The organism is Paenibacillus vulneris, assembly GCF_039543185.1.
In the GTDB taxonomy this organism is placed as follows: Bacteria; Bacillota; Bacilli; order Paenibacillales; family NBRC-103111; genus Paenibacillus_S; species Paenibacillus_S vulneris.
This window is the reverse complement of the sequence record NZ_BAABJG010000003.1, coordinates 172589-196683: the sequence shown is the minus strand read 5'-3', so window position 1 is coordinate 196683 and position 24095 is coordinate 172589. Positions and strand designations below refer to the sequence as shown.

The following is a 24095-nucleotide window of genomic DNA, read 5'->3' as shown; positions in this document are numbered from 1 at the left end:
ATACATTCCTTAAATGGATTTCACAAGCAGGATCTCTAAGGGCTCATTTTCTAACAATAAGCAGCCCGAATCTTTATATCCTAATTTCCTGTAAAAATGCTGCGCTTGTTCATTAGCAAGAGTAGAGGTCATGACCTTGCCGCTTCCTCTCTCCTTCATTCGTTGTTCCCAGAAAAGCACTGCTTCTTTCCCTGCGCCTTTCCCTCGATACTGCTCATCAAGCCATATCATATTCAGAAAAGGAATGCTATCCCAAAAGTAACCGTACCTTAACCAGCCCATATTGACGTTCTGCTGATCTCGTATGATGAATATTTCATGTTCTTTTATTTTCCTAGCGATCAGACTCTCTAGCACATGATGGTCATGTTCTTTAATGTAATCATAATCAGCGTCATTAGCATATTGAATCTTCAGCACATGGTCCCCTCCCCTTTTCCGATTTATGAGGTCTGGAGCATAGACCCGCTAGACGAGTCGTAATAGCAGGATCAGACTAAAACAAAATACGGAAACAGCAACGGCCATGGACGAGTATCCATCCTTGACTGTCGCTGTTTCCTTGCACTGAAGTGGCGTTACCTTGAATGGCATGTGACCAGGACCCGTACGGCTGCGGCAGCAACCTTCCCTTCCCTCTCCTAAGCTATTACGCAGTCTCGTAGTTTTTTAACGGCATGCCTACGTATTCGCGGAAGGAACGGATCCGATCCGCCTCGAACTCAAAGATCACCGCAAGCTCATTGCGATAAGTCAGACCATTCAGAGCCCCTTCTGCACGAAACACCACCATCCCCCGGATCTCATTATCAAGCTCAATGAGCGGAGTCATCTGCACCTGCAATACCGAGCGCTCGAACCTGATCAATTCCTCGAACCGTTCTTTGCCTTGCTGCTCGTGATTCCATCCCTCCAACGGGAGCGGAACGGAGAAATGAAAATCTTCCGTAACCTGATTAAGAAAATCTGCGGTATCTCCTGTTTCGAAAGCCTTCTTAAAAGCATCAAATACTCCTAGGGCTCGGGATGGTACCGATCCTTCGTTTTTCTGCAAGGAAGAAACCCGCTGTAGTACTTCACCGGTATTCACGTTCGATTTTATCATAATAAATCGCCTCCTGATTCGGGTCTTGTTAGGTCATTCGCTTATTTGACGAGCTTAAGCTGGCTGGAAATAACCCCGAGGTGAATGGCTTCATGCATCAAAGCGAAATTAAACAATTCGCCGGCCGTATTGAATTGAAATGGCCCCATTGCAAACGGGGATTGCAGCTCCTGCTCGAGCATTTGAGGTGTCAGTTCGGAGAGACGGGACAGCTGTGCCGTTAACAACCCAATCAGTTCATCCTTCGATGGAGGTGTCACTGTCCAATCCGAAGGCTTCGTTCCGGAGTTGAACAATGCCTCATATTGCGGCGGAATGTCAGATGGGAAGCCGAAGCTTAGCGAAGCGTACTTATCCAACCAATAAACCATGTGTCCGATATTCCAGCGTACCGTGTTAGAGAAGCCCTCCGGTTGAATGTCCATCTGTGTCTCCGCTACTCCCTGTAGCTGGCCGATGACGATCTGACGAAGCACTTTTCCTGTATGGATAATCGATTGTGTCATTGTTAAATCCTCCTCCTATGGGATGTTCTGTTCACATCTAAAGCATACCTCTGCCACCCCAGAGCAACAATCACGAAATTCCGATGCAATTGATCGGTTTCAGTAATGATTATTGGAGAATTTATCGGATCAGGAACCCGGAGGAGTGTAATTTAGCAACATACTCCTTTGAAGCTAAATCAGTCCTGTACCTTCCATTCGCTTAAAAGAATGCCCCCTTAACTTAAATAACCCCACAATAGTGGGGCTATGTATGGCCTTCAATGCAGATTCAGGTACTTTGTGCGGAGCCCTGAAATTTTATAAATTCTATCTTCACCTAAGCTGGCTATTCGGACACCTCTTTCTTGCAAATACATAGGTATTGTGAATTTAACCTAAATTATTATCCGGATTTCCGTCAGGGTTCGTTCTGTCATACCCTTCATCTCCGCCACGGTGATACGGCTCTACCTCCGTCCCATCGGCTCTCGTATAACCACTTACCTCATGCGGATCTACATGATGTATGCCTGCCTCGCTGGAATCGTCACCACCAAGATCAAGGTCGAAGTCGCCCAAATCCAGGGCTAGTCCCGTTGGAATTGCAATAACGGCGGCTGCCGTAAGCAATCCCTCCGCCCCGCGACTCATGCGGGATGGATCGCCGCTGACAACATGTCCGATGCTGCGGGCTGTATGTTCAATCGTATTCACCGCCCCTTGCAGGACGCGTGAGCCCGCTTCCTTTAGGTTATCGGCACCTTGTCTTATCATCACGTCGTCATCATCAATAACACCATGAATGACGTCAACTGCACCTTGGACCGCTTTGGCAGCCGTTACACCGGAACGCTCAACGGAGCCTCCGACAGCCTTGCCAATCCTGCCAATCATTTTGTTTCCCGTCAATGCTTCTATGATTTCGAACGGCACGCAGACCAGCCTTCCCAAAATTTCACTTAAAAAGGTACCAAACCGTTCAATAATTCCAGGTTCATACTGCTCTACGTCCGCATCATTGAGTATCCCTGCTGTTCTTCCCCGCAAATAAGCCGAACAATCGCGCACATCAAGCTGCGTCAACCGCTCCAGTTCCCGGACACGGGCAATAATCTCATCAGCCAACCGGTTCGCCTCCGCCTTCGCCTGCTGCCGCTTCATTTCGAGCCGTTCCATCGCCTCATCGATCCAGGCCGTTTCCTTTCCGCCCGATGACTTTTTCGCTTCGATATAACGCATAGCTGCTTGCTCGGCCTCACGCTCGATTCGCTCCAGCGATTGTCTCTTGGCCAGCTGTACGGTTTCCAGCGTAAGTGCCGCTCTCTGCTCAATCTCTGCCTTCAGCCGCTGCTCCGCTTCGCGGACGCGAGTAATTAACTGCTCCATGCGCTGCTCACGGGCATGCCTCTCCGCCTCACGATGTTCCAGGATGCGGTCAGCCTGGCGTTCCATGTGCTCATAAGCGTTGCGACGAGTCTCATCGACCCGCTGAATGACGGCTTCCGCTCTTTGACGAGCCTCTTCTTTTCTTGCACTATACCGTTCGAACACCTCATTAGCGGCCTGCTCAGCGCGTCGTTTTTTCTCCAAATAACGGGTTACCGCATCCTCTGCAGCTTGATCTATCGATTCCGCATGACGGTCTTGTCTCTGTTTGTCATCGTCCATTACGTCCATCTGTCTCCTCTTTATTCCATGCTCTCCCATTAGTATATAGCAAAAAGCAACCTTGAACAGACTCAAGATTGCTAAAGATCTGCTTGCATGCTCTATACGAACCTGCACATTATTTGTTAAACAGGAAAATTTCCTCCCTAACCAATAGGCAATATTAACCATATCCTGTCATTTACGAGAAACAAGCCTGTGTGCTAATATGTGGAAACTACCACTACAAAATAGAAAAGGAAAGGGATTCATCATGAAGAAAATCGCTCTTATTCTTACTATCGCATCATCTCTCGTATTCGGAGCGACAGCCACGAACGCACAAGGGGCAACCTTCAGTGACGTGAGTGAGACAAAACACTCCTGGGCGGTCAAAGCCATCGACTTCATGAGTGAGCACGGGGTCATCAACGGATACTCTGACGGGACGTTCCATCCTGACGCAGGTGTAACCAAGGCGGAGTTCGTAAGCATGTTCTCCCGTTTGTTCGATAAGTACGCCACCAACGATTCCCATACCCGCCAGTTCAAGGACATTCCTGCCACCAACTGGGCATATGACTCGGTATCGAAAGTGATGTCGGACTACACGTACTTTACATACAGCAGGGACGACAGCGGCATGTACTTCCACCCGAACACGGAGCTGACACGCCTAGGTGCCGTCAAACTGATGCCTGGCCTGTACGATGAGCTGAAGGACGATAAGGAAATCTACAACACCCTGCGGAGCATGAACGACATCAAGGTATACGAGAATGTCAGCGGGTACGATAAGGACGGACGGTTCGATGAGAACGCCGACCGCACGAACGCCGAGTTCCCGATCATCTTTAAGGATGGAGCACTGGACGACGACTACTCTGGAATCGTTGGCACGAAGATCGCAAGCCTTCAAAGGGAAGGACTGATGACCGCCTATGAGGGAAGCTTCAGCCCGAACAAAACACTCACGAGAGCCGAAGCCGCCACAACCCTCTACCGCTTGTACACTCAGCTAAAGGGTGATGGTAAGCTGGCGCAGTACTCTACAATTCAGTAATCCAAAAACAGGAGCGCGGGGGTTGACCTCTCGCTCTTGTCTCTTTAAGACGCACCGCACCCTGAGACATTGCCCCGAGACGTTACCTCTCTCATCAAGATTTTTACATCGAAATCAAGGACTTCTAATTTAATAAGGAAATCGTTGGAGCCACCTAGGAAGCCTTCGATCTTACCGAGCAAAGTGCGGAGCCCACTCCCCATTTTCTGCACATATTTTATGAATCATACTGTCGCTTCCCAATAAATGTAAGGTAGAGGGTATGTACTATCGGGGCTACAGTCCCGCCCCGTTCCGCAAATGCTTAAACCAATAACCTGCAACAAAACACTTTGCCGACGAAGCCCGGCTTATTTCAGCTCACCGATCCACTCCCATTTGAACGAGTCATAGTTTCTGGGACCGCTGAAAATGTTGACTTTCTTCTTCTCCCCCGGCATAAGCGTAAATTCGAGCGACGTATCTTCTGCGATCATTTTATTATCTTTATAAAGCATGACATGTACTTTTCCATTGAAGGCTTTAGCTTTATTAAAATTACCGACATACACATGATGATCGATCGTTCTAGTTACAGTAGCCGTTTTGATGGTTAAACGCAGGTTTTCCCCTGATTCCTTGTTAGGGTTGCCTTCTTTGATCATTTGCTGGTCCAGCATGGAAAATGCCTCTTGCATTCTTTTCTCGTCCATATGGTTGGAGATTCCTATAATGGCGTTGAAGAAAATCATAATTCCAGCAAAAACAGAGCAAGCCCAGATCCAGCCGGCCCTTTTGCTTACCGCTTTACTTTTCCAATTATAAAGCAGCACTCCAAATATGACTCCTAAAATGAGTGCAAGCCCGTTCATGATTATCGCCGCTGCTCCTATTGTTCCCGCCTCCTCTGTGGTCACCTTATTCTCTTTAAAATACGTCAGACAAGGGAGATAGTTGCTGCTTTCGACGCAAATTATCCATTATTTACAAATTTCCCTTTGAAAGCCACCTGCTCTTTTAAGGAAATGAAATTTTAAAATATGATACAGATGGGAGTAGACAGCAAGTGAATTTTAAGTTACATTTGGATAAAGCAGTTGCTTTAGTGATTTGTTCATAAGCTAACCGGGACGTAATTTGTCTTATAGGGACAATAATTGTCCCTTATGCAAATGTTCGGATCATTTGAATGGATCATTTCACACCCTAGTGGGACATAATTTGTCTTATATGGACTTAAAATATCCCTATGCTGTTTTCTCGGCAAATCACCGTATTTGCCTTGAAATAATAATAAAAAATGGAGGTAATGGTATGACAGTCAAAATTGGAATTAATGGATTTGGCCGTATTGGTCGTAATGTGTTTCGGGCAGCATTAAATCATTCGGAAATCGAGGTTGTAGCTGTAAACGATCTGACTAACGCTGAAACGTTAGCCCATCTGCTGAAATTTGATTCCAACCAAGGTGAATTGTCGGCGCAGGTCACTGCGTCGGGCGGTCATATTTATGTGAATGGCCGCAAAATCACTGTATTGGCTGAACGAGAACCTTCACAGCTCCCATGGAAAGATCTTGGAGTTGAAATCGTCATTGAATCGACGGGAAGATTTACAGATAAGGCCAAGGCAGAAGGGCATATTACGGGGGGAGGAGCGAAAAAGGTCATTATTTCGGCGCCTGCAACGAATGAAGATATTACCATCGTCATGGGCGTAAATGAAGAAAAGTACATTTCCGAAGAGCATCATGTCATTGCAAATGCTTCCTGCACGACAAATGCTCTAGCTCCCCTTGTTAAAGTGCTCCATGATCAATTTGGAATTAAACATGGCCTGATGACAACCGTCCATGCCTACACGAACGATCAGCATATTCAGGATCAGCCTCATTCCGACTTAAGACGCGCGCGGGCGGCGGCCGTTTCCATGATTCCTACTTCAACAGGTGCAGCCAAAGCTATTGGTTCCGTGCTGCCGGAGCTCAAAGGGAAGCTCAATGGCTACTCTCTGCGCGTGCCCACTCCAGTCGTCTGTATTGTTGACTTAAACGTTGAAGTATCCAAAGAGGTTACTGTCGATGATGTCAATCATGCGCTCAGGGAAGCGTCTGAAGGCTCCATGAAGGGTATTCTCGGTTACAGTGAGCTGCCTCTGGTTTCCATTGATTATCAAGGGGATGACCGCTCCTCTATTGTAGACGCCCTGTCTACATTAGTAACCGATGGTACGATGGTAAAGGTCCTCTCCTGGTATGATAATGAATGGGGTTTCTCCAATCGTGTAGTTAATCTTGCTCAGTACATTGCTAAAAAAGGCTTATAACTCGCGACGTAGGAAGGCCGATTTCTGTCCTGCAAAAAAACAGCGGGACCCTAAGGTCCCGCTGTCATCATTATGTGGCCGCTGGAAAGCCCATCAATTTTTGGTCACTGTAAGCATGAAAGGCTCATCCGGATTCCAGTGAATTTCTCCGTCCAGCTGCTCGACGAGGAAACGAACCGGCACATAATAGACTCCATGGATGAATAGCGCCTCATGACCCATATCGACCTGTTGGCCGTTGACAAGAGCCGTCGCACTATTTGGCGTAAAGCGGATTTCCTTCTTGCCTGTATGGATCACGACGCTGCTGCTCTCGCTACCCCATTCCGCTTTATAGCCCAGCTTCTCGGCTATTTCACGCGCTTGTCCATAAGCTACATCATCAGAGGTAAAGCCATAAGACGGCAAATAATCATAATCGTACATTTCTTCTGCCATCGTATCGAATTCGGTCTTTTCCATCAGCCACAGGATGAACTGCTTGCGCGTTATTTTCAAATCACGCTTCAAGAACGTATACAATGCGGAGTTTTCATCCACCTGCTCCATGAACGCCTCCGGAGTACCAAGCTGGGCGATATCTATCGCATCCTGCGAGGCGAGAGCCGAAGGCTGAACCAGCCATTCATATTCCAACGCTCCATCTGGAACTGTACCTTCCCGCCCTTAAGTCCGCCGATCTCATCTTTGAACTGGACGTTCAAGCTTGCTTTTCTTACAAACTGCTGCGGGTCCACGAACATATCGAGATGCACCTTCGTATCCGGAGAAATATGAATCTCCTGCTGCTTCGCTGTTACGATGGAAGACAGTGTAGCAAGTAGAAACTTCTCGGCACCATAAATGCCTTCTACCGAAATTTCTTTATCGGTAAACCATTCCTGGTAACGGCCCCCGAGCGCTTCCTCATCCTTGAGGTAGTCGTACAAGCTGCCCGCCAGCTCCCGCAGCCCTTTATCATCCAAGGTTAGTGAGCGTAAGTATTTCTTGAACAGGTCCGGCATCTGGGTACCCATAACATCAAAAGCCACGGTTGTTCCTGTCGCTTGGCTGCCATGGACCTCAACTACCTGATTGCGCTGAATAGACAGGCTATCCGTATTCGGCAGATTGCGGACCAACAGCTGAAGCCCCTTCTTCGTCAAATCGCGTTCACGCTCGCTGACCGCTTCAGATAACGGCGTCGATGCCCTGCCCAACTGCATCCATTTACTCACGCGGTAAGGCAGCTCATCAGAAAGCGTTCCAAGCTGTAAGGTAATCGGATGCCGTGCACCCTCCATTTGAACAACCGCCTTATCCCCTTGCACCGAATATTCAAACGGGATTTGAAGCTGAGCCTTGGTCAGCAAGCCTTTACCGGAAACGGTACCAGACTTCTTATTCACCTTCATCTCGTTCAAGCGAAGCTCCAAGCCGTTTAACAGCTCGTAGCCCTCCAGATAAGGCCTCGGATAGCCAATCCCGAGCTCATCCGTTTTGCTAAACTTATCGGAGTCTATATCAAATTCAAACTTCAGAGAAGTGGACCCTTCATAGGATTCAAGCCCCATTTCCTGATCAAACAGCTTCACCGGGTCAAATCCGTCGACCGGTTGACAGCCTGCCAGCACAAGCAGCGCGACCAACAGTGCAACGATTCCCCTCTTGCTCCAACCATACATCAATGTCATCCCCCTCTTCATCTATGATCTCTCCTACTATAAATGGAAAATATTACTTCTAGCAAGTAGTTTTTATGAGATTCATAGAGTTTCCCCGGCCGCTAACCTCCGGACAAAGAATAGCGGCAGCCATGGACGAGAGCTAAGTCCTAGACTGCCGCTGCAATCAATTTCGCTGCAATTATTGCTGGATGACGGATTACATTTCAAAGAAATTATCCCGCTCGACCTTACACACTCTTAGACCAAATCGTTGATACCAAACCGCTTTTCCCTTTTCCTGAGCAACTTTGTGCAGGGCATGGTCCTTCCAATTTTTTATTGATTCTAGGGATTCCCAGTAGGAAACTGTGATGCCCAGCCCCCCTTGATCACGGACACTGCTTTCTATACCCAAAAAACCCGGCTGTGTGGAAGCCAGTTCAACCATCTTGTCTGCCATTTGTCCGTATCCATGATCTCCGGCTGTAAGCTCGGATGTAAAAATAACCGCATAGTAAGGCGGCTGGGGAGTTTTTGCAATTCCGCTCATGAGTTCCTCCTGCATTAGGTTTGGATTCATTCGATTAAGAAGCTGCTTTGAATAAGGGGCTGGAAATTCACCATCGGCAAATAAATTTGTTGAAGCTATTTGCTACACAAACCCATCTTGCTAGGCTAAAACCTAGCTTGGTTTGGTAAAAGTACTGATCTTAAATATGGTCGCTTCCCTCTCATCCCGTAATAAGTAGTATCATAGCCGAAAGATTGGCTTAGGGGAACTGCTTGTAAATCGGGCACGCTCCAGTTCTTCGGCAATGACGCGGATGCCTTCTTCTATATCACGCTCATCGGTCCGAATGATGCTGAGACGCAGCAAGTTCAGCTTGGGGAAGGAGGACAGGAACTGCTGATCGGACAGAAACACGTCCACTCTCCGATCCTCCAATCGCTTGACCAATTCCTCTGCATGGGAATCCGGCGGAATGCGTACGGCAGTGAAGAGCCTTTCTTAGCATACATATCGTATAAGGAGGGATTATTTCCACCATGGATAAGCAGCTGCTAGCTCTCCGTTTAAATGGATACTCTCGCCAATTGGAGGGGCAACAAGACTCACATTTGCTTTTAACGCCTCTACCAATGCACGTTCTATAGGTTCTTTCCAGCCATGATAAGCAAGAGTAAAGGCACCCCAATGTATGAGCATCATATTTTTCCCGTTTACATCTACATGAGCCTCTACAGCCTCTTCGGGTGTCATATGAACCCAAGGCCAGCGCCGGTCATATTGACCTCCTTCCATTAGGGCAATATCAAATGGCCCGTACTTTTCCCCAATTTCTTTAAAATGTGCACCATACCCCCCATCTCCACTAGTATAGAAACGGGTTCGTTTTCCAATTATGACCCAACCGCCCCATAAAGTTGTATTTCGGTTAAAAAGCCCTCTTCCCGAGAAGTGTTTGGATGGAGTCAAAGCAATGGTTAACCCTTTGAACTCCGTTTCGTCCCACCAATTGAATTCTGTGATCCTTTCCTTTGCAACTCCCCAACGGATCAAATGTGCACTCACGCCGCAAGGAACGAAGAAATGACCAACCTTGTCCCTCAGCTTACGTATAGATGGATAATCTAAATGGTCGTAATGATCATGGGTAATAAAAACCGCATCAATAAGCGGTATTTCATCAATAATATGCAGCATATCTTCACTGTAGCGTTTGCTTCCGACGAAAGAAACAGGTGACGCTACCGGCCCAAGCATCGGATCGACAAGTATCTTTTTATTATCGAGACTGAGTAAAAAAGTAGAATGCCCAAACCAAGTTAAACTATCTTCTTCGCTTTGGATTCGGTTCCAATCAATTTTGGAAACGGGCAATTGACCGTCAGGCTTACGGTCTTTACTACCCGAAATAGAATCCCTAATCATTGAGAAGTAATCATATACACTTATATCCATCTTGGTAGGCACCTGATTGACAAACTTCCCATTAACATAATTATCAAACTTAGTGTATCGTTCTTTCTGCTCGCTGCTTGGGTTTCCACCAAATACTGGGTGCATGTTTATAAACAATGCTGCAGCACATAAAGCAAATAAAAATATCAAAAAATAGATCATTTTTTCCCCGCAATCCCTTCCTTTTGATGCTTGATATTAAATATTTTACTTTCACAAGTCTCCATAATCAATTTTGAAAAAACGTCTCTTGACCTTCAAGCAATTAACCGTCATTTGTCGGGTGGGAGCAAAAATTAAAACCTGCAACTATACCCCAATAGTTCAAAATCCTAAGTGCCTTTCTTTTCGAGGTACACCAAGCTGAAATCATGGGATATCAAGCGCTCTTTAAAGGCTTTATATCCTAGCTTCTCGTATAGGGCGATATTCTTTTCGCTCTTGCTCCCCGTAAACAACTCATAACGAGAATTGGGGAAGCACCCTTCTATAGCATACATTAACTTTTTTCCTACACCTTTATTTTGATGGTTTGGATCCACCAGGAGTTTGCCAATGTAACACGTTCCGTCTTGCTCAATTGCTCTAACAGAACCAATGATGGTATCAGAAACTACAGCTTTGAGTACCACGTGGTCTTCAAACTGTTCTTGCAGCTGTTCGAGAGTCTGAACAAGGGGTTCAATACTGTAATCGTTGTATAGTTCAGCTTCGCTCCTATAAGCCGCTTTTTGCAATAAGAGGATTTTTTCAGCATCCGATATAAAGGCTCTTTCAATTTGAGTGTCCATCAAAAATACACCTTTCTTGACTCATTCTGAACTCTTCTGAGTGAGTCGTTCATTTATTCAAATAAGATACTCTTCACCCTACCGTTGGAGCGGTTCACTTCAAGCCAGTCGATAGTTGCGGTATGTTCGTCGTTAGGATTATGGCGAACCAGCTCAAATATATGGATTGTGACGCTATCAGCATCGGAATGATCAACCTCCGACCGATATATAGGTCCGTTGTTGTCCTGGTCGCGGACATTATGGGAGGCAGCGGTTGTCTTCTTTTCCCCTGTGACGATGTAGAAAGCTTCTTCCTCCGTCAGCTGAAACTGATCGGGGGCGCCTAATGTCAGGTCCCCGTTGTCAAATCTCTCCATTTGCAATTCAATGAAGCGATCGGCGTACTCTTTGTTCAGAACCTCATATATGAATTCCTCGCTCAAGGAAAGAGCGGCAAGCTTTTTGCCAAGCTCCTGCTTGTTATAGCTTTGGATTTCCCCAAGCGGCTCAATCGTTTGCGTGTTCGTATCATAGATGGCCAAATTCTCGCTAATGACCTTGTTGCGGTCCATCGTGCTGTAGGACCGGACAAGCAGTGCTACCTTCGTGCTGTCTATATAATAGGTAAACACATCGGAGAAGCCGTTCCGATACACATCGGGAAGTTGTAAACGGGTGTACAGCTTCGTTAGAAAAGGGGCATCATGAATACCCGAATTATGCAGGTAAAATGTTCCTTTAGGTTCGGCATTAAATCCTCCGAATCCATAGCCCGGATAATCGATAGTAATGGAATTTTCCGTAAACGTCATCGTAACCTTGCTGTATTCGGGGTCAGAAAATACAAAGTTTTCGCCGTCATATGTGAAGTCGGAGTCCAACTCCCCTAAGTTGTGGCTGAACCCGTGAACGACCGAAACATGCAGATGATAACGTCCGTCATCGAGTTTGGTCACTTCAGCCGTGCCGTTGTTTAACGGATTGTACCAAGGATACGTAAAGGTGCCGGTGACGATCTTATCGACGGATACTTGGGGTGAAACTGGCGGCTTGGCCGTACCTCCTTCGGTCTGTGTGATCCGGACCGTTCTTGTATCGGACTCCCAATCGACCTTCGCACCAAGAGACTCTGCGATAAAACGAACGGGGACCATCGTATTTCCATTAACAATGACAGGCGGAGCTTCTAGGAATATCTCCTTTTCATTCAAGGCAGCCGTTCCCGATCCCACCGTAAGGCGAATGACATTCTGGCCCTTCCTTGCCGTCACCGTCGAGGTATTGCCGTCCCATTCAACCTCCGCTCCCAGCCTTTCGAATATGCTTCGGAGTGGAACAAGTGTACTTCCGTTCCTAATGATCGGCGGCTGTTCAAGCACTAACGGGCTGCCATCCACTTGTACGGTTATAGCTTCGGAGGAAATGGCCGGAAGCGCCCCCATCTCTGCCCTGTTATCTGCACTGGCTTTTGTCATGTCCGGCGTAGCCGATAAACCGACAGCAGCTATTGTTAGCGCAATGGTTAATTTCAAAGCGTATGTTTTCTTCTTCATGGGTAAGATGAAATCTCCTTTATGATGAGAGTTATACCCTTCCTATTCTTTGTGCTCCAGTAAATTCCTTCTTGAATCGTTTGATTGACTCTATTGGGGAAAATGGCTATGCACTGACTCCAATATAAAATCAGGGACAATCTAGAACAGGAAAATAAGTTCTAAACTGTCCCTGATCATTTTTTGAACTACCGTCAAACGGACTTCCTTCCACTTAGACTCAGATAGTGTTAATGGGTTCAGTTATTGAAGTAGTGTCCCTGTTCGATATCCGGGATCAATGCGGGATGCATTGGCCGCCAGCCCAATCGTGACTGGGTCAGCGCACTCGACATCGGGTTGTCGGACGACGTGAAGGCGCCGAGAAAGCCGAAGTGGGCTTCTGCCTCTTCGCGGGGTATACTGACCACTGGCAGGTTTAGGTGACGGCCGATGGCGGCTGCGATGTCACGGAATGGCACACCTTCCTCGCCGACCCCGTGCAGCCGTGAGCCGGCCGGTGCAGATTCAACGGCGAGGCGGTACAGACGCGCCGCATCGAGGCGATGAACGGCCGGCCAGCGGTTGGAACCGTCGCCGATGTAGGCGGAGACGCCCTTGTTGCGAGCAAGGTCGATCAGCATCGGGACGAAACCATGATCGCCCGGGCCGTGTACAGACGGTGCAAGACGGACGACCGATGATCGTACTCCACGCTCCGCCAGAGCGATCACCGCGTTCTCCGCTGCTCCCCGAGGCACTTCGGCATTGACCGCGATCTCTTCCGTTCCGAGTAGCCCCGGTGGGGTCGACCATGCGACCAACAAAGTTCCCGAGGTGAACACGAATGGCTTGTAGGAGCCCTCGAGCGCCGCACCTAACGTCTCTACGGCTCGCAGATCGGTTGCGACTGCACCGGCGAAGTCCGAGAAGTCCGTCTTGAAGCCTAAGTGAATGACGCCGTCTGCTGCGGCAGCGCCCTTATGCAGGCTGTCGAGGTCGTCGAGGGCACCACGGTGTACCTCAGCCCCGACTGCTGTCAGCGACTCGGCAGCCTTGTCTGAGCGGGCAAGGCCGATTACCTGATGCCCTGCATCGATAAGTTCGCGGACGACGGCGGAACCGATGAAGCCCGTCGCCCCTGTAACAAAAATACGCATAATGAAGCCCTCCTTAAGTTGTTGAGCTGTAGATTTACTTGGATCACCCGCGGCGAGCATAACGATTAACACCGCCGGCCCCAAGAATAAACCCATTATAGTCTGCATCCCACCCGGATCTTTGCCTGTTCCTCGTCACTTCTTGTCTAATCCTCCAGAACACACCCCTGACCTCTGACCGCTCATGGATTAATCTGTAGGTGTGATCATCCGATAAGGCTTGTATTCAGGTGATAAAAAAGATAGCCCGCCAAGCCTTACGGCCGCGGGCTGAACAGGAATAGCAGGAGGCCGTAAATGCCTCGGGCAATTAAGGCTGTTGCAGGAATGCAGAGCTCTCCCCAGTTATGGTCATTCCGACATTTGCGTTTGTTGACGCAATCTGGCGACGTCTTTCCTTGGCGGGCTTCCGAAAAAACGGCTGTAATCCCGGCTAAATTGAGAGGTACTCACATACCCCACCAGCCGGCAGGCGGTGTTCGCATCCATGGAGTTGGAAACCATCAGACGCCTCGCTTCATGAAGGCGCAGCGCTTTTTGGTATTGCAGCGGACTCATTGAAGTGACTGCCTTAAAATGCTCGTGAAACGAGGACTCGCTCATATGTACCATCTTGGCCAAGTCTGTAACCTTCATCTGCTGGGAGAAGTTGTCGCGGAGCCAGGCAATCGTCCTCACAACCCTCTGCACGACCGAATCCGTAAAACAACTTTCAGCGATATGAACACCGAAGGGGCTGCGCAGGACTCGTATCAAAATCTCATCCATCACGAGAGGGGCAAGCAATTCAGCATCGCTGGGATTGGAGAGACACTCCACTAGCCTCGTCACAGCTTTGACCATGCCTAAGTCGGCGTTAATGACGTAACCGGCGCTCCAATTACGAACGATAGGCAGGCCCTGGGGATATACTTTCAGTGCCAACTCAGCAATCCTTTGCGGGTCAAGGTTCAGCTTAACACTCAGGAATGGTTCGGAATAACTGGCATGTGTAGTCTTCACAGCAATCGGCAGGGCAACGGGGAACATGAGCATATGCGCCCGGCCGAACTGATAGACCTCCTGCCCCACAGTGATGACCTTTGCCCCTTGTGCAACGATTAACAGAGAGGGTGAGTCGAAGGTTCTCACACAGTCAACGTTTACTCGTGAATAGCGACAGACGTGCAAACCGGGGATGCGCTGGCTAAAGGTGCCGTCATGAGGAGTATAGGTGTGGATCAGGCGTGCCAGACGGCCGATTTCTGCATCCAGCGACTCGTCGGCGTTACCTTGCGCCATTGGAAGCGAATTTTCATTTAGCATCTTCATCGTTTCGCACCTCCATTTTATTCAAATATTTTGGTTAAAAGATCCAATAATTCCGACTAATTTGATAGGTTCTAACCAATAGGACTGGTTTTGCAGGGCCTCCCAGGGAGGGTGTTCAGTAGGATCAGAGCAACCATTCGCTTTACTTCCATGGAAATAGCGATTTGGTGAGCATGTAGTAAATAATTACGAACGAGATCGTTTATGATGTACTCTAAAGATATCATGTGAAGTTCGTCTAAACTAGAATTTTCTGTTGCTGGCCCTTGCCTGGTTTAGAAAGGTTTAATTCTTCTGACAACTAAAGCCCCCGTACGGTTACGGGGGCTTAGTTTGGCTGTTATGTTACTGTATAAACTTGAACCAGTCGATATTGAATATAAATCCTCTTTTTCCTGTAAACTTCAGATAAACATCGTGAGTGCCTGTAGGACCGTTGATGGTACAAGATTGTGCCTCCCACGTATCCCAGCCGCCGGTGTCCGTTACCGGACAAGTGCCTACTAAAGTGCCTGTCGGGCTATCCAGTCTAATCTCAATGTTTCCTTCTTTTTTGGAAGCCACATTTGCAACAAATTGGGTTGGTCCTGTCATTCCAAATTGAACATTACGAAATCCGATGTAATCCCCCTCATGAATATTTCCAACAATCTGGCCACCTTTAGTGCTTGATTCAACCTTAATGCCTGACATGTCGTTGTAATTTTCTGCTTCTATCGTCGAATAGGCATCCGTGTTATAGTTTGTTTTGAGCCAGGCTTCCTTACTGAGAGTAATCTTGGAAACTCCCGCGTTTTGATTGACTGTCGGTACAACGCTGGACAGAGGGAAGGTTTGATAAACATAAGGCAATTGCTCGTCATACCGGTAGGTAAACGTAAACGGTGTAGTCGGCGGGTTCATTTTACTCATGTTTTCTACCCCGTCGATATGAGAAGACCAAGCCCATTTCCCGATAGTAGATTTGTCATACCAGGTTATTCCTTTGGTAAACGCATTATCGCCATTATTATCCCAGCTGCTGCCTGTATAAGTGCCGCTGCTGTTGGTTACTGTTGAATTGACAATGAGACTATGGTTCATTGCATTTTGGAATAGCATGTCAAAAGGTGCGTTCATATTAGCCGTATCGTCACCTTGGCGTTCGGCACCAATCAGCGGTTCGTTAAATGCATTATATACATTCGTGTCTGCCGCTATGGAAGCACCGTTCCTTGCATTGACTCCGCGAGATAATTTATCCCCGCCGTATTTGGCAATAGCCTCAACGCTATCCAATGCATTCTGATGAGTGGAATTATCAAAATAGTTATTGAAGATGTGCCCGGTGCCTTGACGAATCATGGGCAAGCGTTGTCCGACATTCTTATAGCTGTTATACGCTAAAGTCAGTCGAATTCTTTGATTCCCGTCTTTAATTTCAACGCCGTTAGGACCGACGTAGTTCGTATAATCTTTATCGCCGGAGCCTGACAAATGAACTTTCGAGTGGTATGCGGCATAAGCCATAATCTGATTTTTGGTAGCGCCTTCATTACGCATTTTATAATAAACGCTGTTTATCGGGTCCAATGTGCCTGCTATATATTTTTGCTCCATATAATCGATAGATTGATAAACAGAGCTGCTTACCGTTGGATTCGGATCAGCTGCTAGTCCGAATTCATTCCAGGAAAAAGTGACGTTGGATGCGCCATTCTCCAAATCTATCATTCCATCGGCCGCTATAGAAAACTTGCAATGGTCTATCCAAACGTTATTAGCGCCATTGACCTTGATAAAGGACCAGCCTACCTCCTTATGCTTTCCGGAGTCATCCCACTGCCACATCTCGTCAAAATTGAGATTTCTTATTACGATATCATTGACGGACGCCTGTAATTTTATTTCGGCATGCTTAATTGTCTTGCCTGAAGTAGAGAAAATCGTTAGTCCTTCTATATTGGCTATGCTTAATTTGGATACTCCGGATTCGATTAACAGCGGATTTGTAAATCCGTTCGATGGATTCGGGTATTTTGTAATAAAACTGTATTTAGACCTTTCCGTTGAATCGAGAGCTAATTCAGTCCATCCTAGGTGGATATCATCGGTAATTTCAATAACTTTGACTGCGCCGCTGCTCGCATCCGAGATGGCTTGCAAAAACTCTCTTCCATTGCTGACCGTACGATAATAAGAGGTTCCTATATAGCTGCTTCTATCCTTAACTCCTAAAGATGCATAGCCGGGAACCGTTAAAAAGCTGCTGTCATAGTTTTTCTCCACCTTAGTCGAGTTAGGTATGGAAGTGATCACCGCCGCCTCCGCTGTGCCGCCCGCACCAACGAAAGATGAAGTTACTAGTAGACTACCTAACGCCATGCTGCTTAAGATTTTTTTAATCAAGTCGTAGCTCCTCCTTAAGAGTAATCTGCCTCATAAATTCATTTTGCATTGCACGAATTACACGATATTAATGTCATCGCCCCCATTCTTAAAAGCGCTTCCAATATTCTCTATGGTGTATTCCTCTTGATGGGGAATTTGGAAATAATTAATATAGTATAAGATACATGAAAGTATAAAATTTGGCAACAAGCCGATAGCTTACTACATAAATACAAAAATAACCCCACAAAGTGGGGCCTTGGCTTCGAAGCTGATTCAGGTACTTTGCGGGGAGCCCCGAAATTTATAAAAACCGGCCTGCTCCCAGCAGGCCGGCCCATTAGCTATAATCCCAGCGGAATCATCGGCTTTAACAGCGCATCGTGAACGCCGCCGTTGCTTCCGACAATATGCTTCACGCTCAATTGATACGGATTCCCCAGGGTATCCGTGACTCTTCCACCGGCTTCTTCTATAATAAGCACCCCTGCCGCAACGTCCCACGCGTTAAGTCCGTATTCCCAGAACGCGCCCAGCTTGCCGGAAGCCACATACGCCAGATGCAGGGCTGCAGAGCCCAGCGACCGGATGGAGCGGCATTGAGGGGCTATCTCCTGAAGGCTTGTCATCACCGCTTGCCGGTTTGCCGCCTTGGACGGGAAACCGGTCCCTACTACCGTTTGCGCCAGTTCTGCCGCATTCGATACTGTAATCGGGCTGCCGTTCCTAAAGGCGCCTTTTCCCTTCTCCGCCCAGAAGATCTCGTCCCGGCACGGATCGTAAATAACTCCGGCTCTAAGCTCGCCGTAACAAGCCAACGCTATGGAAACCGTAAAGCCCGGGATGCCCTGCACGTAATTATTCGTTCCATCAATTGGATCGACGATCCAGACGAAGGGCTCCTTCTTGGCCTGCTCCAACCGCTCTTCCAGCTCTCCCGCATGAGCGAACGATTCCTCCTCTCCAAGGAAACCGTGCTCCGGGTAAGCTTCCTTCAAGCGCTGCCTTATGAGCTGCTCCGAGGCTTTATCCACTTCCGTGACGACATCGAAGACGGAGCTCTTCTGCTCGGTAGAGAAGTCCGTATCCATTCGGGAGTGGATCATTCGTCCCGCTTCTCTCGCTATTCTGCCTGCCGTTTCCACATAGCTCATGCCAGCTCTCTCCTCTTTTCGATATAATCTCCAATGATGGCGGCAATGGCATGCCGTTCATGATGCACGGTCACCGCATCAGCGGCGGCGGCCAATTGAGGGTGGGCATTTTCAACCGCATAGCCGAGATCGGCCTGCCGGATCATCGCCAGATCATTCAGGTTGTCACCTACCGCTATGGTGTACGGCTGGTCGATTTGCAGTATCCTGACCAGCTCTTCCAGAGCGGTTCCTTTGGTCGCATGTTGCGGCAAAATTTCCAAATAATTGGATTCCGAATAGACCATCTCGCAGGGCAAACCGCTGTTCAGAACGGCTTGCTCCAGCTCATTGGCCTTCTGGACCGAGTCGCTGATGATCATCACCTTGGTGACGGGACCGGCTATGAGGTCGTCAGTGAAGGGCAGACATACGACCCCGTCCTTCTTCTCGTGCTTTTCCAGTACCGCATTGCGTACCGGCGCATACACTTGGCCGTCCCGGTACACAAGCAGCGCCATATCGTCGGCCTCAGTGAGGGAAGCCATGAATCGGGACCATAACGAAAGCGGAATGGTCAGCTGCTTTTCATACAGCACCTTTTTGGTTACCGGATCCACAATCTTGGCTCCATTATATAGGATAACGGGCACGTCGATACCAAGCTTTTGTATGAAGGGCTCTACTGCAGCCTCCATCCGTCCGGTCGCTAAAGTAAACAGACCGCCCATTTCCTTAAACCGCCTGATGGCATTTTCATTCTCGGGACTGATTTGATGCGTTTGATTCAATAAGGTTCCGTCCAAATCGGAAATGAGTATTATTTTTTTCACATGTTCCAGCCACCCTGTCTGTTTTATATGGAAAGCGAATTTTCTTTACTTCCATTCGTTTTCAGGCCTTGAAGCAGCTGGGATTCCAAAGAAATAACAACGTCCATAGCAGCAATCTGCTCCATAGCGGAGACGAGCTGCTCCTGCTTTTTCATTTTCAGGCTAAAATGCAGGTTCATGGGCGGCGAAGCGGAGCTGTCGCTGGACGTATGCTCGTCGGGCATCATTTTCAAGTTGGCAATCTGCACATCATGATCTCCGAAGATAGAGGCTATGCGGCCCAGCGTCCCCGGCTTATCGATGATCTGGATCTCGACCTCGTGGTATCTGCGGTTTCTCATCAGATGCTTCTCCCATTTGTTCAGCAAGAACAAGCTGATCAGCACGAGAAAGGTACAGAAGAATGCGCCTGTGTAGAAGCCCGCTCCCACGCTCAGGCCGATGGCCGCCACAACCCATACCGAAGCGGCTGTCGTCAAGCCCTTGATCATGTTGCCGTTGCGCAGAATAGCGCCTGCTCCCAGGAAGCCGATGCCGCTGATGACCTGTGCCGCCAGACGGGCAGGGTCCGTACGAACATTCGTTTCATTGACAAACTGGGAAAAGCCGTAGATGGACAGCAGCATGATCGTCGCTGATCCGACACAAACCAGAATATGGGTACGAAACCCTGCTGCATGATTGCTGTATTCCCTCTCTATTCCGATCAGACCGCCCAATACAACGGCTAATATCATCCGGAGCACCAGCTCCCAATGGGTAATTTCCCATACGCTTCCGCTTACCATTGTCAATGTCTTTCTCTCCCAGCCCTGTAATTTATGTTTCTCTAAATAATATTACGCTTCAGTTCATTGTTCGGCACAGCATCGCTTGCTCGGGGAATCAGTCTTCCCGTCTCCTTGTCGTACACGTTGACCTTCTCCTGCGGGATGGTTACCCACACCGTCTTGCCGACGGGATAGTCCAGCTCGCCGATCACCTTCGCCAGCAGGAGATTGTCTCCGCGGGTCGTCAGCTGAATCAGCGTCTCCGAGCCGGCCGGCATGACCGAATAGATGCTTAAAGGAAACGCGCCATCGGTTTTGTCCGGCGATATGCGGATGTCCTCAGGATATACGGCCAGTACGGCCTTGCCCGAGACAGGCTGAACGCCGGGGATCACCATGGTGCCGAGCTCCGAATCCGCCATCAAGTTGCCGTTATGATACGATGCGTCGGCATCAATGAAATTGATCTTGGGATTGCCGATAAAATCCGCGACCCGCAAATCGACCGGATGACGATAAATATTCCTTGGCGTGTCGACCTGCACGAGATTGCCCTCGAAAAAGATGGCGATCTTGGTCGACATGGTCAAAGCCTCTACCTGATCGTGAGTCACGTAAATAATCGTCGTCTTCAACTCGCGGTGCAGCCGTTTCAGCTCCGCCCTCATTTCAAGACGCAGCTTCGCGTCCAGATTGGAGAGAGGCTCATCGAGAAGCAAAATTCTCGGCTCGGTCACAATCGCCCTTGCAATGGCGACCCGCTGCTGCTGACCGCCGGACAGCTCGGACGGATAGCGGTCCTTGTACTGGCTGATCCGCATCTTCTCCAGCGCGCTTTCCACCTTGCCGCGAATGTCTGCTTTCGGCGTTTTGTTAATGCTGAGGCCGAAGGCCACATTATCGAAGACCGTCATATGCGGCCACAAAGCATAGCTTTGGAATACAAGATTCAAGCCGCGTTTGGAGGGGGGCGCATAATAGCCCTTGGCTCCGTTGACCATTTCCTTGCCGTTGATCGTCAGGATCCCGCCCTCCGGATTCTCCAATCCGGTAATGACGCGGAGGGTCGTCGTCTTGCCGCAGCCGGAAGGCCCGAGCAGCGTCATGAAATCGCCGTCCTCGATAAACAAATCCAGATCCTTCAGTATATGATTGTTGTCGAAGTATTTATTAATCTTGCTCAGTTGGATTCCGCTCATATTATCCTCCTATGCCCTTCGAAAGATCGGCTTTGCCGTATTTCGTCGCAACAAAATTCGTAATCAATATAATTGCGATAATAATGATAACGATGGCATCTGCAAACTGCTGGTACCCTTTTTCCGCGTAACGGAACGTCAGTGTCGTCAAGGTACTCGTCTTCGGCGTCACGAGCAGGATGATCAGATCCAGCTCCTTCATGGCGCTGATAAACAGGAGCAGGAAAGCGCTTATAAGGCCTTTGCGGCTCAGCGGCATCATGATGTTGAAGAATCGCCGGAACCAGGAGGCTCCGTGCAGCTTGGCCGCTTCCTCCAGCTCACCGCTGATCTGCAGCATAGTGCTCGTACCCGACCGGGTTGCGAACGGCAGCTCTTTGACGATAGTAATCAGGATGACGATGGATAAGGTTCCGTACAAGGCAGGAAGCAGTAAGTGCGGCTGTGCGAACATGGATAAATAAATGGCGGCGAAGGATATGCCCGGGATCAGGTAAGGCATGAATGACAGCTGCTCTACCAATTTTCCGGAAAGAGATTTCCTCCCTTTGGAGATGACATATCCGAATATTAAACCCATTATAGCCGCGATTGATGCTGCCAGCAATGCGATTTGTAAAGAATTTTTTAAGCCCAGCCAGATCGTGTCGCTCTTCAAAATTCCGACCTCGCCGGAAGCGATGGAGAAGTCCGAATCCCCGAACCAATAGTGTGTGGTCAAGTTACTGAGACTGTAATTTCCGTCCTGCAGCATGAAGGTCTGCCACAAAAGAAGCAGCAGCGGGAAGATGCCCGCAGAGAACATGAACAGGAAGACGGCGGCGACGGCCGGAATTTTCCAGCGACCGAGCGGATTCAGATTTTTCCTCGAATCCTTGCCCCCGATCGTCGCGTAGCTTTTGCGCTTGCCGATAGCCCTCTGGTTGAAATAGATAGTCAACGACGAGATGATGATCAGGATCAAGCTCAAGACGTATGCGTCGGAGATCATCCGGTTCTTCATGCTGCCGTAAAGCATCGTAGCGATCGTGTAGTATTTGACCGGAAGACCAAGAAATGCAGCCGCACCGAACGTGCCCATACTTTTGGAGAACGTTAGAATCAATGCGGACAAAATAGCCGGAAGCACCAGCGGAAACGTAATTTTTCTGAGAATCGTAAACCGGCTTGCTCCCAATATATCGGCGGTCTCCTCCAGGCTGCTGTTGATCGAGCTGAGCGATACCGCGATAAGCAGATAAAAGAACGTGTAGTAGTGGGCAACGAGCACGATGGAGATCGGCAGAAAGCCATACGATATCCAATCCGGAGGGTTGATGCCGAAGACGTACTGGAGCATCCCCTGCGTCCCGCCGACCCGGTCATTCTTGAACACGATCAGCCAGGCGAACGACTTGATCCAGGACGGCAGCATGTAAGGAATAATGGCCAGGAACGCCCAGGCCTTTTTGTACGGAAGATCCGTCCGGGTTACTAGCCACGCCAGGCCGCCACCGATGATCATCGAGAAGATCGAGACGAATACGGCGATATTGAAGGAGTTCAATAACGGCTTGTAAAAGATCGATTGACTGATATCGCTGTACAGCACGTGAAGCCAGTGATTCAGCGTCAGTTCACCCGGCACGGCTCCCGGTTTCGATCGAATGTCCTCGGGATGCCATGTAAAGGTGTGCGATACAATTTCCCACATGGGAATGACAATAGTGTAGCCAAGAAACAGAATGGCGATGGTACTGATCAAATATAACGGATTCGTGAAAAAGCCTTTTACCAGATTGACGGCGCGGGTCATCGAGTACTTGGGAGCCGACGTGCCTGAATATTCGATATTGTTCACCACTTACACCCCTTTACAGTCCATGGCTGTTATGTTGTCGATTCGAGTAATGCTGCCGCCTGCAGTCGTCTGACCGAATCAAGGACATGCGCGCACAGCGACTGGTCTTGATCGAATTTGTTCATCGTGAGCTCCAGGTTATAAATCCCTTGATACCCCGCTTGCTGAAGGGCGGATACATAATGCTCCAGAGGAAGGCTGTTCCTGCGTGTCAGAGGATTATGGGTCCCTGTAGCTCCCATGCCGTGAATATGCGTATGGATAGCCTTTTGTAGGAATTCCGCGGGAGGCAGGTCCAGCAGCGGCTCCTCCGGCAGCTCCTTCAAGCCGCGGACATCCAGCAGATTCGAGTAGAAATGGCCCATATCCCATGTAATGCCGACATGAGGGCTGTTCACCTCGTTCACGATTCGGAGGACACCCTCGATTGAATCGCCGGGGTCAACCTTGCTCGATTTTTTGCGGTTATTCTCAATGCCGATGCGAAGCGGAAGCTGCTCGGCGTCAATCATGCCGACCCAATCGCGCAGCAGCTCAACCGTTTGGCGGTGAAGCTCCTCCTCCGAGCCCGTCTTGGCATCGAAGGCGTGCAGCGCCATCGTCAGGCTGTCCTGATACTTGTGAAAATGCTTCAGCACATAGCTCATCGAAGGATAAATTTCCGCGAACCGGGAGCCTGGATGCTCCCCCGCTACGTGTCCGTGAATCGTCACCTGAAGCCCGATATCCCATATCGTCTGGATCAGATCGCGATAGGCCCACTCGTCCGCTCCCCGCGGGAGAATCCGGATTTCGATAGAGCCGACTCCGCTCGACTTGAGCGCATCCAGCAAATGCTCCACCCGGTCATAATGGGCGATCAGATCGTTGGGACTGTCCTTGCTTGCTTTTCCAAGAAATACAGGGCTTTGAATCGAAAAACCTAACATGGGCAACACTCCGTTTCGATGGTGTGAAC

General features: G+C 48.8%; 23 protein-coding genes. 2 read left to right on the top strand and 21 right to left on the bottom strand.

Translation table 11 applies throughout. The annotated features are described in order from the left end of the window. Positions 1–9: 9 nt before the first annotated feature. The 4 genes from ABEA66_RS02305 to ABEA66_RS02290 form a co-directional block, all read right to left on the bottom strand. Positions 10–417, bottom strand: coding sequence for a GNAT family N-acetyltransferase (locus ABEA66_RS02305; RefSeq protein WP_345586311.1), 408 nt, complete (start codon positions 415–417; stop codon positions 10–12). 232 nt (positions 418–649) lie between these two features. After that, the gene (locus tag ABEA66_RS02300; RefSeq protein ID WP_345586309.1) at positions 650–1054 is read right to left on the bottom strand and encodes a nuclear transport factor 2 family protein; all 405 of its coding nucleotides are present in this window, start codon (positions 1052–1054) and stop codon (positions 650–652) included. Between the two features lie 92 nt (positions 1055–1146). After that, positions 1147–1611: a DinB family protein gene (locus ABEA66_RS02295; RefSeq protein WP_345585684.1), complete on the bottom strand. Its 465-nt coding sequence runs from the start codon at positions 1609–1611 to the stop codon at positions 1147–1149. A gap of 372 nt (positions 1612–1983) precedes the next feature. Then, positions 1984–3270: a hypothetical protein gene (locus tag ABEA66_RS02290; RefSeq protein ID WP_345585682.1), complete on the bottom strand. Its 1287-nt coding sequence runs from the start codon at positions 3268–3270 to the stop codon at positions 1984–1986. A 244-nt stretch (positions 3271–3514) separates the two neighbouring features. Here ABEA66_RS02290 and ABEA66_RS02285 point away from each other — a divergent pair, with 244 nt between their 5' ends. Continuing rightward, entirely contained in the window at positions 3515–4303 is a 789-nt protein-coding gene (locus tag ABEA66_RS02285; protein WP_345585680.1) for an S-layer homology domain-containing protein, read from the top strand. A gap of 350 nt (positions 4304–4653) precedes the next feature. On the opposite strand, the gene ABEA66_RS02280 is transcribed toward ABEA66_RS02285, so the two are convergent. Next, positions 4654–5115 carry a hypothetical protein gene (locus ABEA66_RS02280; protein ID WP_345585678.1) on the bottom strand — a complete coding sequence of 154 codons (462 nt, stop codon included), beginning with the start codon at positions 5113–5115 and terminating at the stop codon, positions 4654–4656. A gap of 481 nt (positions 5116–5596) precedes the next feature. Here ABEA66_RS02280 and gap point away from each other — a divergent pair, with 481 nt between their 5' ends. Next, positions 5597–6607, top strand: coding sequence for a type I glyceraldehyde-3-phosphate dehydrogenase (gap, locus tag ABEA66_RS02275; protein WP_345585676.1), 1011 nt, complete (start codon positions 5597–5599; stop codon positions 6605–6607). Positions 6608–6700: 93 nt separating this feature from the next. On the opposite strand, the gene ABEA66_RS02270 is transcribed toward gap, so the two are convergent. From ABEA66_RS02270 to ABEA66_RS02195, 16 genes are all read right to left on the bottom strand, one after another. Then, complete coding sequence (locus ABEA66_RS02270; protein ID WP_345585674.1) at positions 6701–7243, bottom strand: copper amine oxidase N-terminal domain-containing protein; 543 nt, start codon at positions 7241–7243, stop codon at positions 6701–6703. Further along, on the bottom strand, positions 7189–8292 hold the full coding sequence (locus ABEA66_RS02265; RefSeq protein ID WP_345585673.1) for a hypothetical protein: 1104 nt from the start codon (positions 8290–8292) through the stop codon (positions 7189–7191). Before ABEA66_RS02265 ends, ABEA66_RS02270 begins: the two co-directional genes overlap by 55 nt. A gap of 178 nt (positions 8293–8470) precedes the next feature. Next, entirely contained in the window at positions 8471–8803 is a 333-nt protein-coding gene (locus tag ABEA66_RS02260) for an antibiotic biosynthesis monooxygenase family protein (protein ID WP_345585671.1), read from the bottom strand. Between the two features lie 201 nt (positions 8804–9004). After that, positions 9005–9184, bottom strand: a complete 180-nt coding sequence (locus ABEA66_RS02255) for a hypothetical protein (RefSeq protein WP_345585669.1) — start codon at positions 9182–9184, stop codon at positions 9005–9007. Positions 9185–9289: 105 nt separating this feature from the next. Continuing rightward, positions 9290–10378 carry an MBL fold metallo-hydrolase gene (locus ABEA66_RS02250; protein WP_345585667.1) on the bottom strand — a complete coding sequence of 363 codons (1089 nt, stop codon included), beginning with the start codon at positions 10376–10378 and terminating at the stop codon, positions 9290–9292. Positions 10379–10548: 170 nt separating this feature from the next. Further along, positions 10549–11007 carry a GNAT family N-acetyltransferase gene (locus tag ABEA66_RS02245; protein WP_345585665.1) on the bottom strand — a complete coding sequence of 153 codons (459 nt, stop codon included), beginning with the start codon at positions 11005–11007 and terminating at the stop codon, positions 10549–10551. Between the two features lie 53 nt (positions 11008–11060). Then, positions 11061–12542, bottom strand: coding sequence for a copper amine oxidase N-terminal domain-containing protein (locus ABEA66_RS02240; RefSeq protein WP_345585663.1), 1482 nt, complete (start codon positions 12540–12542; stop codon positions 11061–11063). A gap of 239 nt (positions 12543–12781) precedes the next feature. Further along, entirely contained in the window at positions 12782–13681 is a 900-nt protein-coding gene (locus tag ABEA66_RS02235) for an SDR family oxidoreductase (protein ID WP_079912506.1), read from the bottom strand. 351 nt (positions 13682–14032) lie between these two features. Next, positions 14033–14992 carry an AraC family transcriptional regulator gene (locus ABEA66_RS02230; RefSeq protein ID WP_345585659.1) on the bottom strand — a complete coding sequence of 320 codons (960 nt, stop codon included), beginning with the start codon at positions 14990–14992 and terminating at the stop codon, positions 14033–14035. Between the two features lie 345 nt (positions 14993–15337). Next, positions 15338–17380: a carbohydrate-binding protein gene (locus tag ABEA66_RS02225; RefSeq protein WP_345585657.1), complete on the bottom strand. Its 2043-nt coding sequence runs from the start codon at positions 17378–17380 to the stop codon at positions 15338–15340. A 326-nt stretch (positions 17381–17706) separates the two neighbouring features. After that, positions 17707–18516, bottom strand: a complete 810-nt coding sequence (locus ABEA66_RS02220; RefSeq protein WP_345585655.1) for an inositol monophosphatase family protein — start codon at positions 18514–18516, stop codon at positions 17707–17709. After that, positions 18513–19328: an HAD family hydrolase gene (locus ABEA66_RS02215; protein ID WP_345585653.1), complete on the bottom strand. Its 816-nt coding sequence runs from the start codon at positions 19326–19328 to the stop codon at positions 18513–18515. The genes ABEA66_RS02220 and ABEA66_RS02215 overlap by 4 nt, the downstream gene beginning before the upstream one ends. 23 nt (positions 19329–19351) lie before the next feature. Beyond that, positions 19352–20116, bottom strand: a complete 765-nt coding sequence (locus ABEA66_RS02210) for an MgtC/SapB family protein (protein ID WP_179136148.1) — start codon at positions 20114–20116, stop codon at positions 19352–19354. A gap of 41 nt (positions 20117–20157) precedes the next feature. Next, on the bottom strand, positions 20158–21297 hold the full coding sequence (locus ABEA66_RS02205) for an ABC transporter ATP-binding protein (RefSeq protein ID WP_192702106.1): 1140 nt from the start codon (positions 21295–21297) through the stop codon (positions 20158–20160). A gap of 1 nt (position 21298) precedes the next feature. Further along, a complete protein-coding gene (locus ABEA66_RS02200) occupies positions 21299–23137 on the bottom strand; it encodes an ABC transporter permease (protein ID WP_345585649.1) in 1839 nt (612 codons plus the stop codon). A 29-nt stretch (positions 23138–23166) separates the two neighbouring features. Beyond that, the gene (locus ABEA66_RS02195) at positions 23167–24066 is read right to left on the bottom strand and encodes a sugar phosphate isomerase/epimerase family protein (protein ID WP_079912499.1); all 900 of its coding nucleotides are present in this window, start codon (positions 24064–24066) and stop codon (positions 23167–23169) included. Positions 24067–24095: the final 29 nt, after the last annotated feature.

Excerpts from the sequence above, each read along its gene's own strand:
- ABEA66_RS02210 (WP_179136148.1), bottom strand. The coding sequence starts at position 20,116 with ATGGTAAGCGGAAGCGTATGGGAAATTACCCATTGGGAGCTGGTGCTC.
- ABEA66_RS02265 (WP_345585673.1), bottom strand. The coding sequence starts at position 8,292 with ATGAAGAGGGGGATGACATTGATGTATGGTTGGAGCAAGAGGGGAATC.
- ABEA66_RS02205 (WP_192702106.1), bottom strand. The coding sequence starts at position 21,297 with ATGAGCGGAATCCAACTGAGCAAGATTAATAAATACTTCGACAACAAT.
- gap (WP_345585676.1), top strand. The coding sequence starts at position 5,597 with ATGACAGTCAAAATTGGAATTAATGGATTTGGCCGTATTGGTCGTAAT.
- ABEA66_RS02285 (WP_345585680.1), top strand. The coding sequence starts at position 3,515 with ATGAAGAAAATCGCTCTTATTCTTACTATCGCATCATCTCTCGTATTC.
- ABEA66_RS02290 (WP_345585682.1), bottom strand. The coding sequence starts at position 3,270 with ATGGACGTAATGGACGATGACAAACAGAGACAAGACCGTCATGCGGAA.
- ABEA66_RS02250 (WP_345585667.1), bottom strand. The coding sequence starts at position 10,378 with ATGATCTATTTTTTGATATTTTTATTTGCTTTATGTGCTGCAGCATTG.
- ABEA66_RS02230 (WP_345585659.1), bottom strand. The coding sequence starts at position 14,992 with ATGAAGATGCTAAATGAAAATTCGCTTCCAATGGCGCAAGGTAACGCC.
- ABEA66_RS02260 (WP_345585671.1), bottom strand. The coding sequence starts at position 8,803 with ATGAGCGGAATTGCAAAAACTCCCCAGCCGCCTTACTATGCGGTTATT.
- ABEA66_RS02235 (WP_079912506.1), bottom strand. The coding sequence starts at position 13,681 with ATGCGTATTTTTGTTACAGGGGCGACGGGCTTCATCGGTTCCGCCGTC.
- ABEA66_RS02220 (WP_345585655.1), bottom strand. The coding sequence starts at position 18,516 with ATGAGCTATGTGGAAACGGCAGGCAGAATAGCGAGAGAAGCGGGACGA.
- ABEA66_RS02195 (WP_079912499.1), bottom strand. The coding sequence starts at position 24,066 with ATGTTAGGTTTTTCGATTCAAAGCCCTGTATTTCTTGGAAAAGCAAGC.
- ABEA66_RS02240 (WP_345585663.1), bottom strand. The coding sequence starts at position 12,542 with ATGAAGAAGAAAACATACGCTTTGAAATTAACCATTGCGCTAACAATA.
- ABEA66_RS02295 (WP_345585684.1), bottom strand. The coding sequence starts at position 1,611 with ATGACACAATCGATTATCCATACAGGAAAAGTGCTTCGTCAGATCGTC.
- ABEA66_RS02245 (WP_345585665.1), bottom strand. The coding sequence starts at position 11,007 with ATGGACACTCAAATTGAAAGAGCCTTTATATCGGATGCTGAAAAAATC.